The sequence below is a fragment of the Pseudonocardia abyssalis genome (assembly GCF_019263705.2).
Lineage (GTDB): Bacteria > Actinomycetota > Actinomycetes > Mycobacteriales > Pseudonocardiaceae > Pseudonocardia > Pseudonocardia abyssalis.
In genome coordinates, this window is sequence record NZ_JADQDK010000001.1 from 2,873,291 (window position 1) to 2,888,159 (window position 14,869).

Below are 14,869 nucleotides of genomic sequence, written 5' to 3' on the forward strand. Positions count from 1 at the left end.
GAACCCCATGCGCATCCACCGCGCCGCCCTCGCCCTCGCCCTGTCGGCCGCAGCCCTGTCCGCCTGCGGCGCGCCCGCCGCACCCGAGTCACCCACCTGCCCCGGCGGCGAGATCCGCTTCGGGGTCGAGCCGTTCGAGGACCCCGCCCGCCTCACCCCCGCCGCACAGGTGCTCGCCGACTCGCTGTCGGAGTCGCTGGACTGCCCCGTCGACCTGACGATCACCGACGACTACTCCGCCGAGGTACTGGCCATGCAGAACGGCCGCCTCGACATCGCGATCTTCGGCCCGCTCGGCTACGTCTTCGCCAGCGACCGGGCGAAGGCCGAGCCGATCGCCTCCTTCGGCGACGCCGACGGGCGGCTCTCCAGCTACACCGCAGGCATCTGGGTGCCGGCGGCCTCCGACATCGCCTCGATCGACCAGCTCCGCGGCCGGTCCCTCGCGCTGGGCTCGGTCGGGTCCACCTCCGGCGACGCGCTCCCCCGCCAGGCACTGGCCGACGCCGGCATCGCCGAGTCCGACGTCCGCATCGACTACGCCGGCGGGCACCCCGAGGCCCTGCTCGCCCTGACCAACGGGGCCGTCGACGCCGCGGAGATCAACTCCCAGCAGCTCGCCAGCGCCACCGAGGCGGGATCGTTCGACCCGTCGGGCTACCGGCAGGTCTGGACGTCGGACCCGATCCCGAACGACCCGATCACCGTGCGCGGCGACCTGGACCCGGCGTTCAAGGCCGCGGTCACCGACGCCCTGCTGAACCTGCCGCCCGAGGCCGTCGGCGAGATCGGCGCCCTGCTCGACGTCTCCCCTCCCGGGCCCCTCGTCCCGGTCGACCGCTCCACCTACCAGCCGCTGTTCGACCTCGCCGCGACCCTCGGCCTCACCGAGGCGGACATCTGATGCTCGCGCTCACCGGGATCACCATCCGCTTCGGCGACCGCCAGGTGCTGCACGGTGTCGACGTCACCGTCGCCGAGGGCGAGCTGCTCGCCGTGCTCGGGGCCAACGGCTCCGGCAAGTCGACGCTGCTCCGCGCGGCCGCCGCGCTCGTACCGGTGCACGCCGGCACCGTGACCGTCGACGGCCGGGCCCGCGGCCCCCTCGACGTCGCACTCGTGTTCCAGAAGATCCACCTGGTCGGGCGCCGCAGCGCGCTCGACAACGTCTGCGCCGGCGCGCTCGGTCGGCTGCCCCTGCGCTCGTCGCTGGTGCCCGCACTGTTCCCGCGGGCGGTGCGCGAGGAGGCGATGGCCTGCCTGGACCGGGTCGGGCTCGCCGACCGCGCCCACGACCGCGCCGGCTCGCTCTCGGGCGGGCAGCAGCAGCGGGTCGCCGTGGCGCGGTCGCTGTGCCAGCGCGCGCGGGTCGTCCTCGCCGACGAACCCGTGTCCGCCCTCGACCCGGCCGCCGCCGAGCAGGTGCTCGCCCTGCTCACCGAACTCGCGCACGTCGAGCGGCTCGCCGTGCTGGCGGTGCTGCACCAGCCCGACCTCGCCCGCCGCCACGCCGACCGCATCGTCGGGCTGCGCGGCGGTCGGGTCGTGCTCGACGGGGCCCCCGCCGCGGTCGGCTCCGCCGCCGTCGACGCCCTCTACCCCGGGACCCCCGCACTGGAGGCCGTGTCGTGACGCTGCTCGAACCCGGGGTGCGCCGCCTCCCCGTCCCCTCCCGCCGACAGCGCCCGAAGGCCGTGGTGCTCGGCTGGGTCGTCGCCGCCGTCGTGGTCGCCGCGCACGTCGTCGCCTGGAACGCCACCGAGGTGTCCTTCGGCGCGCTGGTCGACGGCTGGCGGGGCATGGCCGACTTCCTGTCCGAGGCGATCCCGCCGGACCTGTCCTGGGACGTGCTCGGCCCGAGCCTGGAGGGCGCGCTCGTCACGCTCTGGATCGGGCTGCTCGGTACGACCCTGTCGGTGCCGCTGTCGCTGGGGCTCGCCCTGCTCGCCGCCCGCGGGACCGCCCCGGGCTGGGCCTACCAGCCGACGCGGTGGCTCCTGTCGTTCCTGCGCGCCGTGCCCGACGTCGTGTTCGCTCTGATCTTCGTGACCGCCGTCGGGCTCGGCCCGTTCCCCGGCGTGCTGGCGATCGTGTGCCACAACGTCGGCGTGATGGGCAAGCTGTGGGCCGAGGCGCTGGAGGACGCCGACCCCGGGCCGCCGCAGGCCCTGCGCTCGGCGGGTGCCGGCCGGATCCAGGTCGCCGCGCACGCGCTGCTGCCGACCGTCACCCCGCAGTTCGTCGGGCTGCTGCTCTACCGCTTCGACGTCAACGTCCGGTCCTCACTGGTGCTCGGTCTGGTCGGTGCGGGCGGGATCGGCTTCCTCATCAACCAGTCCATCCAGCTGTTCCAGTTCGACGAGATGCTCACCCACATCCTCGTGGTGCTCGTGCTCATCGTCGCCGTCGACCAGCTCTCGGCGCTCGTGCGCCGCCGTCTCGGGAGTGCCACATGATCGAGCTCGTCGCACTGGACATCGCCGGCACCACCGTCGACGAGGGCGGGGCCGTCTACGCCGTCCTCACCGACGTGGTGCGCGACCGCGGAGCCCCGGGCACCGACCCGGAGATCCGCACGTGGATGGGCGCCGACAAGCGCGAAGCCCTGCGCGCGCTGCTCGACGACCCGGGCGCCGACGTCGTGGAGGCGGCGCACGCCGAGTTCGTCACCCGTCTCACCGCGCGCTACCGCGACACCCCGCCGGTGCCGATGGCGGGCGTCCCGGAGGCGTTCGCGGCGCTGCGGGCGGCCGGCGTGCGGATCGCCCTGACCACCGGGTTCGACCGGCAGGTCACCGACCCGCTGCTGACGGCGCTCGGCTGGGCCGTCGGCGACCCGCTCGACGCGGTCGTCTGCGCGTCCGAGGTCGCCGCGGGGCGTCCGGAGCCGCACATGATCCGGCGGGCGATGGAACTGACGGGCGTCACCGACCCCGCCCACGTCCTGGTGGCCGGCGACACCGTGCTCGACGTCCGCGCCGGGCACGCCGCCGGCGCCGCAGTGGTGGTCGGCGTGCTCACCGGCGCCCAGACCCGCGACGAGCTCGCCGTCGAGCGCCCCACCCACCTCCTCGCGGGCCTGCACGACCTCCCCTCCGTCCTCGACGTGGAGGCGGTGGGTCGGCGGTAGGACCTTCGGTGCCCGTCCTCCGGCCCGTGCCGTCAGCGGCGGGCGCTGCAGTAGACCGCCGAGTACTCGCTGTCCGTCTCCTCCGCGAGGACCACTCCGTCGACGACGATCCGGCAGGAGACCTCGCCGGTCGCACCGGCGGCGGAGATCGAGTACTCGACGGTCTCGGCGGCCGCCGGGACGGTCTTCTCCCAGGGCAGTTCGACGCCGGACACGTTCGCGACCACCGCCCCCCGGCTGTAGGTGATCGCACCCACCGGGCCGGACCCGGTCACCTCGAAGGTGACCTCGGTGGCCGTGGGACCCGCGGGGGCATCGGTCGCGGCGGGGTCGCCTGCCGGGGCCGGGGCCGACCCGTCGCTGTCGGCCGACCTCCCGATCTCCACCGTGCCCGCGGCCTGCGAGGCTCCGGACCCGTCGTCCGGACCGTCGAGGACGACCAGGCCGACCGGTACGGCGACGACGACGGCCGCGGCGACCACCCACAGCCACCTCCGTCGGCGGGCGGCCGTGGGGACGTCGTCCCGCCTGGTCGGCCCGCGCCGGCCGCGGGTCGGTCGGCCCGCGACGGGGGCGTCGGCACGCGCGGATCCGCGGGCCGTGTCACGCACCGGCCGACCGCCGTCCACGAGACCACGGGCCGGGCCGGACGGGCGATCGTCGTCGTCCGCCGTCCCGACGCCGGCGGCCGGATGGCCGGGCTCCCGGCGGCCCGGGTCGCGCCGCGGGGCGTCCGGGCGGCGCCGACCACCCGGCCGGTCCGGGGTGTCGCCGAGGTCGATCCCGGCGGTCCGGCTGCGCCGCGGGGCCGGGCCGTCGGCGTCGGCGGGCGGGTACCGGTCGTCGACGCCGGGCCGGTCGACGCCGGGCCGGTCGACGCCGGGCCGGTCGACGCGGGCGCTCCGGCCGGGGTCGGGCCGAGCGGGTGCGTCGGCGACACGACGACGCCCGCCGGGGAGACCACCGCCGCCGTCGGGCGGGGCCGCCGCGGCCCGGCGGCGGTCCCCCGGAGGCGGGCCGGGCGGGGCCGCGGCCGGTCCGGAGGGCTCCGGCGCACGGCGGTGCCCGCGCCGAGGACCCGGGTCGGGCCGCCCGTCTCCCGGCTGCCCGCCCACTGGCCGCCCGGCTCCGTGACGGCCACCCGGGTGCCGCACAGCGGCGTCCGGGCGACGGTCGGGGGCCTCTGGCGGTCGGGCTGCGGGCGGTCGGGCCGCGGGCGTCCGGTCCGGCCGCGGAGGGGTGCCGCGCCCCGGCGCCGCGGGCGGTTCGTCGCCGAGCACCCAGCGACCCGCGTCCCGGTCCCATCTCGGTCCTGGCACGACGCCCCCATCCGTTGTCGTGCCGGTTCAACGATCGGGCCGCACGTCGGTGACGGAACGCCACCCGGTGGAGCGGTCATCGGGGTGGGGCGTTCCCCGCCCGGCCACCACCGATGCCTCGCGACCGCACCGCCCTGCGGGTGACCGACACCGGGACGGCCCCGGTCAACCCCCGACCGGACCGCCGGGGCGGCTCCCGGACCGCTCGGCCCGCAGCCGGGCCTCCGCGCGCTGCGCCTCGGCCCGGGTGTTGCGCTCACGGCGCAGCCACTCCGGCTGCTCCTCCTTCAACGCCGCGATCTGGGCGGTGGTCAGCGGCTCGGTGATCTCGGCACGGGCCAGCCCGGAGATCGACACCCCCAGTCGGTCCGCGACGACCTGGCGGGGATGCGGGCCGTTGCGCCGCAGTTCGCGCAACCACTCGGGCGGGTCGGCCTGCAGGGCGTCGAGCTCGTCGCGCGAGACCACCCCGGCCCGGAACTCCTCGGGCGTCGCGTCGGGGTGCACGCCGAGCTTCCTCGCCGCCGTCGCGGGCTTCATCGTCTGGGTCGACCTCTGCCGCGTCATGTGCCCACGATATCGGGGCCGGACCGGCCGATAGCCTGGGCCGGTGACCGAGCCGCGCGACACCACAGCCTTCCGGCTCGGCTACGTCCCGGGCGTCACGCCGGGCAAGTGGGCGCGGATCTGGGCCGAGCGCCGCCCCCGGGTCACCCTGGAGCTCGTCTCCGCGACCACGGACGAGGCGCTCGAGCTGATCCGGTCCGGCGCCGTGGACGCGGCCGTGCTCCGGCTGCCGATCGACCGGACCGGGCTCCACACGATCCCGCTCTACACCGAGACCACGGTGGCCGTCGTCCCGAAGGGTCACGTCCTCGCCGCGACCGAGGAAGCAGCAGTCGCGGACCTGACCGACGAGATCGTCCTCCGCCCGCAGGACGACGCACTCGTCTGGCCCGGTGAGCGGCCGGGGCGGTCCGCGGCGTTCGACCCCGCGACGACGGCCGCGGCGATCGAGCTCGTCGCCGCCGGCGTCGGCCTGCTGGTCGTCCCCCAGTCGCTGGCCCGCCTCCACCACCGCCGGGACCTCGTGTACCGACCGCTGACCGACGCGCCCGGGTCGGGTGTCGGTCTCGCCTGGCCGGACGCGGAGAACACCGAGCTGATGGAGGAGTTCATCGGGATCGTCCGCGGGCGCACGGCGAACAGCTCGCGCACCCCCCGCCGGGACGCGACCCCGGCACCGGACAGACCCGCCCCCACGAGGAAGAAGGTCGCCCGGCGCCCCGCCGCCCGGCGCGGTGCGCGCCGTCGTTGAGTCCACCGACGGTGCGGAACAGCACGTTCGCCGTCTCGTCGGAGAAGCTCTCGCCGTGAGAACTGACGCCGGATTCGCTCACGGACGTTCCGTCCGGGCTCGGTGAGACTTCCGGTTCGACCGCGTGGACGTCCGCTTGCTCACTCGGCAGTGGTCAGCGCGGCACGGAAGTCAACCTGACCGCCCACCCGACGGTGCAGCTGCAGGACGGGGCCCGCCGGGCGCTGATGACCGCGCGCGTCGCCGAGGGCACGAATGCGCGGACTGGCTCGCCCACGCCGACGGGCTGTACCCGTTCTTCGCCGAACTGCGCGAGCGCGCCGTCCTGACCGGTGACCGGGAGGTGCCGGTGGTGCTGCTCGAACCCGTCACGGACCGACCCGTCGAGGAGTCCGGCACGGAGCCGGCGTTCACGAGGCCGACCGCGAGTCGCTCGATGGTGGCTCCCCCACCAGGACCGCGAACCCGTCCAGGTGCCGGGCCAGGCTGTAGTCGAACAGCTCGTCGACGTCGGGGACGACCTGCTCGTGCACCTGCGCCAGCAGGGGGAAGCGCCCGCCGGCGAACAGTGCGTCGGTCCGTGCACGCTGCGCCTGCAGCCACCGGCCCAGCGACACACCTGTCTCCTGCTCGGCCTCCACCTCGTCCGCCGTGGACAGTGCAGCGTTGATCACCAACGAATGCAGCGCGAGCGCCTCCTGCATCCGCGTGCGCAGTGACAGGCCGAGACCCTCGAGCGCCCGCAGAGTCCACTCGGTGTGCACCATCATGTTCGGCGCCATCGAGGGCCGGGTGAACGACACCGCTCCGGGCAGCCACAGGTGTCGCCGGCACAGCCCCCACTGCCACCGCGCGATCAGCTCCAGTCTGGCTCGCCAGCCGTCGGGCCCCGGGTCGGGGAGTTCCAGCTCCCCGAAGACCAGGTCGGCCATCTCGGTCATCAGGTCGTCCTTGTTCGCGATGTGGCGATAGAGGGACATCGCCCCCACGCCGAGCTCGGCGGCGACCCGCCGCATGGACACCGCGCCCGCACCCTCGACGTCGGCGATCGCGACAGCGGTCCGCAGCACGTGCTCGCGACTGAGTGCCTGCTTCGCCCCGCCGGCCGAACGCGGCGGGAACGACCGCGACGTGGACGTCGCCCCCCGGTCCGGCCGGCGCGGCCCGTTCGTGGAGGCACTGACCACCGTGCCGGAACCCACCGTGGTCTCGACCAGGCCGTCGTCGCGCAGGGCGGCAAGCACCTTCGTCGCGGTCGCGATCGCGACGTTCCACCGGTCGGCGATCTGCCGGATGGACGGAATCCGGTCCCCCGGCCGCAGATCACCGGATCGGATCCGGGCCGCGAACTCCCCGGCGATCCGCCGGTAGAGCGGCTCCAGCTGAGCGTCCTGCGACATGCGGACCTCCTGATCGCAGTCGTCGACAGCGGCCAAAGTGCACTAGTTCACTTCGGCCGAACTAGTTCACGTTGTGGAGTCGTTTGACCAGGATCGATTGACCGTCGCACGTCCTCCTGGAGACAGTGTACGCGTAGTTCGCTACAGCGTACGCAGCCAGCGATCCGGGGCTTCGCCACCCGGCGATCCGCCCCGCACCGCCCGCCCGACCGGAAAGGACATCCCGATGCTCACCGTCGCCGAGGAAGTCGTCCTGCTCGCCCTCGACGAGGACACCGGCGGGGGCGGGACCCGCCTTGGCCTGGACTGGGCCGTGGCCGGTGCGGTCGTCGTCGAGCTGGCCCTCGCCGAGCGCATCGCCGTGGGGGACGACGACGTCGTCACGGTCGTGGACCCGGCTCCGACAGGGGTTGGACACCTCGACACCGTCCTCGCCGAGGTCGCGGGCCGGGTGAAGGTCTCGACGCTGCTGCGACGGACGCGCGGCGGGGCGCCGGGGCGCGCCATCGCCTCGCTCGTCGAACGCGGTGTGCTTCGGCGCCGACGCGGCCGGCTGCTCGGTCTCGTCCCGGCACACCGCTACCCCACACAGGACGCCTCGGCCAGATCCGAGATCCGCAGCAGGCTCGCCGACGCCGTCCTCGACGGGCGCGAGCCCGACGAGCGCACCGCTGCCCTGATCGGCGTGCTGCACGCCGCGAGGCTGCGGCGCCGCGCGCTGCCCACCGGTCACCGGAGGCAGGTCCGCACACGGATGGGCGACATCGCGAAGGGGCAGGCCGTCGGTCCCGCAGTGCGCACGGCCATCGCCCGGACGAAGGGCGCCATCGCTGCGATGGCCGCCTCGGGCTGAGCCGACCGGACAGACAGACAGGAGCGACACGATGGTGACCGACACCGACATCGACACCGACATCGACACCGACACCGACACCGACATTGACACCGACTACCTCGTGATCGGCGCAGGCGCGACCGCGATGGCGTTCGTCGACACGTTGCTGACCGAGACGCGGGCGACCGTCACCATGGTCGACCGCTACGACCGACCCGGCGGGCACTGGACCGTCGCCTACCCCTTCGTACGGCTGCACCAACCGTCGGCGATGTACGGCGTGAACTCCCGCCCGCTCGGCGAGGACCGGGTCGACCGGACGGGCTGGAACGCCGGGATGTACGAGCTGGCGGGCGCCGCCGAGATCTGCGACTACTTCGACCAGGTGATGCGCCGGACGTTCCTGCCGTCCGGGCGGGTCTCCTACTTCCCGATGGCCGAGTACCGGGGTAGCGGACGGTTCCACGTGACGACCTCGGGCACCCGGTACCGGGTGACCGCGCGGCGCAGGATCGTCGACACCACCTACCAGGGCGTCACGGTGCCCGCGATGCGGCCACCGGAGTTCCCGGTCGCCGACGGGATCCGTGTCGTGCCGCCGAACGAGCTGCCCGCCGTTCGCGGGCCCTCCGACCGCTATGTCGTCGTCGGAGCGGGCAAGACCGGCATCGACGCCTGCCTCTGGCTGCTGGAGCAGGGCGTCGACCCCGCCGACCTGACCTGGATCATGCCCCGCGCGCCGTGGCTCATCGACCGGGCGACGGTGCAGCCGATGCCGCTGCGCCGCGCCGCGGACATCGCGACGGACCACGCCGCGAAGCACTCCGCGATCATGGGCGCCGAGTCGGTACGCGACCTCTTCGACCGGCTCGACGCGGCGGGAGCGCTGCTGAGGATCTCCCCGGACGAGCGACCGACGGCGTTCCGCTGCGCCACCGTCTCGCGGGCCGAGCTGGAACAGCTGCGCAGGATCACCGACGTCGTCCGCCTCGGCCGGGTCACACGCATCGACCCGACGGCCATCGAACTCGACGCCGGCACGCTCCCGACCGGCCCCCATGTGCTGCACGTGGACTGCACCGCCGACGCCGTGAAGCAGCTGCCCGTCATACCGATCTTCCAGGACGGGCTGATCACCCTGCAGCCGGTCCGCGCGTGCCAGCCGGTGTTCAGCGCCGCACTCGTCGCACACATGGAGGCGACCGGTCCCGACGACACCGTGCGCAACGAACTCTGCCCCGTCACCCCCTACCCGAGCAGCGACGTGGACTGGCTCCGGTTCGCCCTCTCGACGAACGCGGAGCAGCTGCGCTGGGCAGCGAACCCGGACGTCGACGCCTGGCTGCGCACCTCCCGCCTGCATCCGGATCTCGCCCCGCCGATGCCGGACGACCCGGCCGAACGCGCGGTCGTCGAACAACAGGCCACGGCCACGGCGAAGGCCCAGAACGCGAAGCTCGACGAGCTCCTGCACACACGACGGTCGCTGCCCCCACCGGGTCCGCACCACCCGACACGCAGAGAGGCGGCCACCGGATGAACCGGTCGGTGAACCGGCGGTGGAACCGGGCGCCCTGGACGCTCGCACTGCTGACCACGGTGTGCGCGGAGCTCACCTTCACCGCGGTCGCGGTGCCGTTCACCTGGCTGCTGGTGCCGCTGCTGATGGTGATGTACGGCGCCGGGGTCCTCGTGCTCCGCGAGGCGACCGTGCGGGCCGGTGGCACCTGGCCGAGCCTCGTACTGCTGGGCGTGGCCTACCAGCTCGCCGAGGACGGCCTGGGCCTGCAGGCCCTGACCAGCCCCCGCATGTACGGCGCCGCCGACTGGGGATTCCGGGCGCTCGGTGTGAACTGGACCTACTGGGAATCGCAGATCGGCGTGCACGTCGTGCTCAGCGTCCTGGTGCCGATCACCATCACCGACCTCCTCTTCCCGGCACAACGGGACCGGCCCTACCTCGGCAACCGGGGCCTGGCCGGCGCGGGCGCCCTCGCGGTCCTGGGCGTGTTCGGGCTCCGCCACCTGATCTCGGCGACCGAGGACCCCGGCTACCGGACCCCCTGGGGCTTCACGATCCTGTTCCTCGCGCTCATCGCGACGCTCGGGGTGATCGCGCTGGTGGTCCTCCCCCGCCGCGGCGTCACCGCCCGCGTTCGCAGGGCCCGCAACACGCCTCACCCGGCCCTGGTCGGAGTCGTGTCCGGGTACCTGACCATGGCGTTCCTCACCACGCTGCTCCCGCTCGGCCTCGGCCCCACGATGCTGCTCGGCGACCTGATGTCCCCCGCCCAGAAGCTGGTCGTCGGATTGATGACCGCCGTCGCGTTCGGCTGGCTGGTGCTGCGTTGGCAGACATCGCCCGGGTGGAGTGACCGGCACCGGATCTGGCTCGTCGGCGGCATCCTCGTGTCGCACACCGCGTTCATGATGCCCGCGTCACCGACCGCCGCACTCGTCGGTTCGGTCGCGATCGTGACACAGGTGTACGTGCTGGCACGTCTCGCCGAGCACCTCCAGCGGCGGAGAGCTGCGGCTCCCGATCCCGGCGACGAGCACCCGCTGAGCCGACCGGAATGACCACGGTCATCAGCGGCCTCGCCTGCCCGGTCGTGCTCCGGCACCCGATACCCGCCGCGGCCTCCGTCACTGCTCCGACGTCGCCATCGGCGTGGCCGGGGTCGACCGATGAGAGTGGGCGCGGCAGGGTTCGAACCTGCGACCGCTCGGGTGTAAGCCGAGAGCTCTTCCGCTGAGCTACGCGCCCGCCGGACCGGGGCCGGGGCCCCGGTGCGGTCCTACACGGCCGCGAGGGCCTTGCGCCACGCGTCCTGGTCACGGGCCTCGCCGGGGCCGTTGACCTCGGCGAACCGCACCACACCGGTCTTGTCGACGAGGAACGTCCCGCGCAGGGCGAACCCCGCGGCGTCGTTGAACACGCCGTAGGCCTGCGCCACCTCGCCGTGCGGCCAGAAGTCGGCGAGCAGGGGGAACTCGTAGCCCTCCGCGTCGGCCCACGCCTTGAGCGCGAACGTGTGGTCGACCGACACCGCGACGATCTGCACGTCGTCGTTCTGGAAGCTGGCCAGGTCCTCCCGGACCGCGGTGAGCTCGCCCGTGCAGACTCCGGAGAACGCGAACGGGTAGAACACGACCAGGACGTTCTTCGCGCCGCGGAACGACGAGAGCGTCACGTCCTGCTTGTTCTGGTCCTTCAGGGTGAAGTCGGGAGCTTCTGTTCCCACCTCGGGCGCCATGTGCGTGCCTCTCCAGGTCTGAGATCCGCCGTGGCGGACGCGACGGCGGTGCGGGGGGGGTGTGCGGGGGTCAGCGGCGGGACTTGGCCGCCTTCGGCGCGACCAGCCGGGCGCCGGCCCACGTCTCGCCCACGCTGACGTTCGACGTCTGCGACAGGCCCGCCGTGGGGGCGGCCTCGGCGATCTCGCTCGGCTCGACGTGCCCGGGGCGGCCGGTCCGGGGTGTGAGGACCCAGATCACGCCGCTCTCCGCGAGCGGACCACCGGCGTCGACGAGCGCGTCGACGAGGTCCCCGTCACCCTCCCGCCACCACATCAGGACGAGATCGACGACGTCGACGGCGTCCTCGTCGAGCAGGTCGTCGCCCGCTCTCTCCTCGACGGCGTCGCGCACCGCCTCGTCGACGTCGGTGTCCCACCCGAGTTCCTGGACGACCATGCCCGGCTCCACGCCGAGCTTTCCCGCGATGTCGGACTGGCGTCCGGCATCTTCCGCGGCGACCACGCCTGTGTACCCCTCTTCCTCTGGATCCGGATGCGAGATCCGGACACCTGACTCGTCGACCCGCAACCACTCGTTACGGGATCCTACGTCGGAGGGCACGATAGGGGATGACCCCGAGATGTACCGAGTCCGAGACCCATCCAGCAGAGCCACGCAGGGAGATCCCTTGACCGGCCAGACCACCGGTGGAGCACCGCGCGTCAACATCATTCGCGACGGCCTCGCCGCCCACCTGCCCGACATCGACCCGGAGGAGACCGCCGAGTGGCTGGACTCCTTCGACGCGGTGCTCGACGCGGCAGGGCAGCAGCGAGCGCGCTATCTGATGTTGCGGATGCTCCAGCGGGCCCGCGAGCGACACGTCGGCGTCCCGTCGCTGACCAGCACCGACTACGTCAACACCATCCCCACCGACCGTGAGCCGTGGTTCCCCGGCGACGAGGAGGCGGAACGCGCGTTCCGTCGCTGGATCCGCTGGAACGCGGCGATGACGGTGCACCGCGCACAGCGCCCGGGGATCGGGGTGGGCGGGCACATCTCGTCCTACGCCTCGTCGGCGACGCTCTACGAGGTCGGCTTCAACCACTTCTTCCGCGGCAAGGACCACCCGGGCGGGGGCGACCAGGTCTACATCCAGGGCCACGCCTCCCCCGGCGTCTACGCCCGGGCGTACCTGGAGGGCCGCCTCACCGAGGACCGCCTCGACGGCTTCCGCCAGGAGCTCAGCCACGGCGGCCCCGGCCACGGCCTCCCGTCCTACCCGCACCCGCGCCTCATGCCGGACTTCTGGGAGTTCCCCACGGTCTCGATGGGGCTCGGCCCGATGAACGCGATCATGCAGGCCCGGTACAACCGCTACCTGGGCGATCGCGGCTTCACCAACACCGACGACCAGCACGTGTGGGCGTTCCTCGGCGACGGCGAGATGGACGAGCCGGAGTCGCGCGGCCAGTTGCAGATCGCGGCGACGGAGGGTCTCGACAACCTCACCTTCGTCGTCAACTGCAACCTGCAGCGCCTCGACGGCCCGGTCCGCGGCAACGGCAAGATCATCCAGGAGCTGGAGTCGTTCTTCCGCGGCGCCGGCTGGAACGTCATCAAGGTCGTGTGGGGCCGGGAGTGGGACTCCCTGCTGCACGCCGACCGCGACGGCGCGCTGATCAACCTGATGAACACCACGCCCGACGGCGACTTCCAGACCTACAAGGCCAACGACGGCGCGTACGTCCGCGACCACTTCTTCGGCCGCGACCCGCGGACGAAGGCGCTGGTCGAGCCCATGACCGACGCCCAGGTGTGGAACCTCAAGCGCGGCGGGCACGACTACCGCAAGGTGCACGCGGCCTACGCGGCGGCGCTAGAGCACCACGGCCAGCCCACCGTCATCCTGGCGAAGACGATCAAGGGCTACGGCCTGGGCTCGCACTTCGCCGGCCGCAACGCCACGCACCAGATGAAGAAGCTGAGCCTCGCCGACCTCAAGGAGTTCCGCGACTCCCAGCGCATCCCGATCACCGACAAGCAGCTCGAGGCCGACCCGTACCTGCCGCCGTACTACCACCCCGGCGAGGACGACGAGGCGCTGCAGTACATGCGGGAGCGCCGGCGCAACCTCGGCGGCCCGCTGCCGAGCCGCCGCGTCACGGCGAAGCCGCTCGTGCTGCCGGGCGACAAGGTCTACGACTTCGTCCGGAAGGGGTCGGGCAAGCAGGAGGTCGCCACGACCATGGCGTTCGTCCGGCTGCTGCGCGAGCTGATCAAGGACAAGGAGATCGGCGACCGCTTCGTCCCGATCATCCCCGACGAGGCGCGCACGTTCGGGATGGACTCCATGTTCCCGACGCAGAAGATCTACAACCCGAACGGCCAGCAGTACACCTCGGTCGACGCGGAGCTCATGCTCGCCTACCGCGAGTCCGAGCAGGGTCAGCTGCTGCACGAGGGCATCAACGAGGCGGGCTCGGTGGGCTCGTTCACCGCGGTCGGCACGTCGTACGCCACGCACGGGCAGCCGATGATCCCGGTGTACGTCTTCTACTCGATGTTCGGCTTCCAGCGCACCGGCGACTCGATCTGGGCCGCCGCCGACCAGATGGCCCGCGGGTTCCTGGTCGGGGCCACCGCCGGGCGCACCACGCTCACCGGCGAGGGTCTGCAGCACAACGACGGCCACTCGCTGCTGCTCGCGGCGACGAACCCCGCGGTGCTGGCCTACGACCCGGCCTTCTCCTACGAGGTCGCACACATCGTCCGCGACGGCCTGCGGCGCATGTACGGCGAGGGTGACGACACCCTCACCGGCGAGAACGTCATCTACTACCTGACGGTCTACAACGAGCCGTACGTGCAGCCGGCCGAGCCGGCCGACCTCGACGTCGAGGGGCTGCTGCGCGGCATCCACCGGGTCGCGAGGACGGGCCGGGAGGACGGGCCGCAGGTCCGCCTGCTCGCCTCCGGCGTCGCGGTGCCGTGGGCGCTGCAGGCCCGCGACATGCTCGCCGAGCAGTGGGGCGTCGGGGCCGAGGTCTACTCGGTGACCTCGTGGGGCGAGCTGCGCCGCGACGGCGTCGAGACCGAGCGGCACAACCTGCTGCACGGCGACGGCGAGCGCCGCACCGCGTTCGTCAGCGAGGCGCTGTCCGGCGACGCCCCCGTGGTCGCGGTCTCGGACTGGATGCGGGCGGTACCCGACCTCATCCGCCAGTGGGTCCCGGCCCGGTTCACCACGCTGGGCACCGACGGGTTCGGCCTGTCCGACACCCGCCCGGCCGTGCGGCGGCACTTCAACGTCGACGCCGAGTCGATCGTGGTGGCGGCCCTGCAGTCGCTGGCCGCCGAGGGTGCCTTCGACCGGGGCACCGCGGCCGAGGCGGCGGCGAAGTACCGGATCGACGACCCCCAGGCCGCCGGGCCGCAGACGAGCGACGCCGGGGTGGCCTGACCGTTGCAGCATGGCCACCCTCGTGCAGCCCGATTGCGTGAAGGTGGCCATGCTGCGATCCGGGGCGACGCGCTCCCCTGATGCACACGCCCGAAAGACAGTGCGCATTGGGGCTCGGCACAGCGGCCTTCTCGCGATACGCTCCGCCCGACGCCGACCTCGCG

Annotated in this window: 14 protein-coding genes and 1 tRNA gene; 9 read left to right on the forward strand and 6 right to left on the reverse strand. The window is 73.3% G+C overall.

What is annotated here, in order from left to right; translation table 11 throughout:
- Positions 1–7 precede the first annotated feature (7 nt).
- Genes I4I81_RS13930 through I4I81_RS13945 form a run of 4 tightly spaced genes read left to right on the forward strand, consistent with a single transcriptional unit; the run spans position 8 to position 3,130 of the window.
- On the forward strand, positions 8–904 hold the full coding sequence (locus I4I81_RS13930; RefSeq protein WP_218616087.1) for a phosphate/phosphite/phosphonate ABC transporter substrate-binding protein: 897 nt from the start codon (positions 8–10) through the stop codon (positions 902–904).
- Positions 904–1,632 carry a phosphonate ABC transporter ATP-binding protein gene (locus I4I81_RS13935; RefSeq protein ID WP_218616088.1) on the forward strand — a complete coding sequence of 243 codons (729 nt, stop codon included), beginning with the start codon at positions 904–906 and terminating at the stop codon, positions 1,630–1,632. The genes I4I81_RS13930 and I4I81_RS13935 overlap by 1 nt, the downstream gene beginning before the upstream one ends.
- Positions 1,629–2,456: a phosphonate ABC transporter, permease protein PhnE gene (gene phnE, locus I4I81_RS13940; protein ID WP_218616089.1), complete on the forward strand. Its 828-nt coding sequence runs from the start codon at positions 1,629–1,631 to the stop codon at positions 2,454–2,456. The genes I4I81_RS13935 and phnE overlap by 4 nt, the downstream gene beginning before the upstream one ends.
- Positions 2,453–3,130, forward strand: a complete 678-nt coding sequence (locus I4I81_RS13945) for a phosphonatase-like hydrolase (protein ID WP_218605904.1) — start codon at positions 2,453–2,455, stop codon at positions 3,128–3,130. Before phnE ends, I4I81_RS13945 begins: the two co-directional genes overlap by 4 nt.
- A gap of 32 nt (positions 3,131–3,162) precedes the next feature.
- Here I4I81_RS13945 and I4I81_RS13950 read toward each other — a convergent pair whose 3' ends face one another.
- Positions 3,163–4,245 carry an MmpS family transport accessory protein gene (locus I4I81_RS13950; RefSeq protein ID WP_218605905.1) on the reverse strand — a complete coding sequence of 361 codons (1,083 nt, stop codon included), beginning with the start codon at positions 4,243–4,245 and terminating at the stop codon, positions 3,163–3,165.
- Between the two features lie 369 nt (positions 4,246–4,614).
- Positions 4,615–5,016 carry a DUF5997 family protein gene (locus tag I4I81_RS13955; RefSeq protein WP_218605906.1) on the reverse strand — a complete coding sequence of 134 codons (402 nt, stop codon included), beginning with the start codon at positions 5,014–5,016 and terminating at the stop codon, positions 4,615–4,617.
- Positions 5,017–5,059: 43 nt separating this feature from the next.
- Between I4I81_RS13955 and I4I81_RS13960 the strand changes: the two genes are divergently transcribed.
- Complete coding sequence (locus I4I81_RS13960; RefSeq protein ID WP_218616090.1) at positions 5,060–5,767, forward strand: LysR family substrate-binding domain-containing protein; 708 nt, start codon at positions 5,060–5,062, stop codon at positions 5,765–5,767.
- Between the two features lie 410 nt (positions 5,768–6,177).
- On the opposite strand, the gene I4I81_RS13965 is transcribed toward I4I81_RS13960, so the two are convergent.
- Complete coding sequence (locus I4I81_RS13965) at positions 6,178–7,167, reverse strand: TetR/AcrR family transcriptional regulator C-terminal domain-containing protein (RefSeq protein WP_218605475.1); 990 nt, start codon at positions 7,165–7,167, stop codon at positions 6,178–6,180.
- A 226-nt stretch (positions 7,168–7,393) separates the two neighbouring features.
- On the opposite strand from I4I81_RS13965, the gene I4I81_RS13970 reads away from it, so the two are divergent.
- Genes I4I81_RS13970 through I4I81_RS13980 form a run of 3 tightly spaced genes read left to right on the forward strand, consistent with a single transcriptional unit; the run spans position 7,394 to position 10,582 of the window.
- On the forward strand, positions 7,394–8,020 hold the full coding sequence (locus tag I4I81_RS13970) for a GOLPH3/VPS74 family protein (protein WP_218605476.1): 627 nt from the start codon (positions 7,394–7,396) through the stop codon (positions 8,018–8,020).
- 31 nt (positions 8,021–8,051) lie between these two features.
- Positions 8,052–9,542: an NAD(P)/FAD-dependent oxidoreductase gene (locus tag I4I81_RS13975; protein ID WP_218605477.1), complete on the forward strand. Its 1,491-nt coding sequence runs from the start codon at positions 8,052–8,054 to the stop codon at positions 9,540–9,542.
- Between the two features lie 8 nt (positions 9,543–9,550).
- Positions 9,551–10,582: an AF_0692 family protein gene (locus I4I81_RS13980; protein WP_226363932.1), complete on the forward strand. Its 1,032-nt coding sequence runs from the start codon at positions 9,551–9,553 to the stop codon at positions 10,580–10,582.
- A 115-nt stretch (positions 10,583–10,697) separates the two neighbouring features.
- Here I4I81_RS13980 and I4I81_RS13985 read toward each other — a convergent pair.
- The 3 genes from I4I81_RS13985 to I4I81_RS13995 all read right to left on the reverse strand — a co-directional run bounded on the left by I4I81_RS13985 (position 10,698) and on the right by I4I81_RS13995 (position 11,764).
- Positions 10,698–10,769: transfer RNA gene (locus I4I81_RS13985), tRNA-Val, on the reverse strand.
- A 31-nt stretch (positions 10,770–10,800) separates the two neighbouring features.
- On the reverse strand, positions 10,801–11,259 hold the full coding sequence (locus tag I4I81_RS13990; RefSeq protein ID WP_218605479.1) for a peroxiredoxin: 459 nt from the start codon (positions 11,257–11,259) through the stop codon (positions 10,801–10,803).
- A gap of 70 nt (positions 11,260–11,329) precedes the next feature.
- Positions 11,330–11,764 carry a DUF3052 domain-containing protein gene (locus tag I4I81_RS13995; RefSeq protein ID WP_218616091.1) on the reverse strand — a complete coding sequence of 145 codons (435 nt, stop codon included), beginning with the start codon at positions 11,762–11,764 and terminating at the stop codon, positions 11,330–11,332.
- Between the two features lie 118 nt (positions 11,765–11,882).
- Between I4I81_RS13995 and aceE the strand changes: the two genes are divergently transcribed.
- Positions 11,883–14,705, forward strand: a complete 2,823-nt coding sequence (gene aceE / locus I4I81_RS14000; protein WP_218616092.1) for a pyruvate dehydrogenase (acetyl-transferring), homodimeric type — start codon at positions 11,883–11,885, stop codon at positions 14,703–14,705.
- The last annotated feature ends 164 nt before the right edge of the window (positions 14,706–14,869 follow it).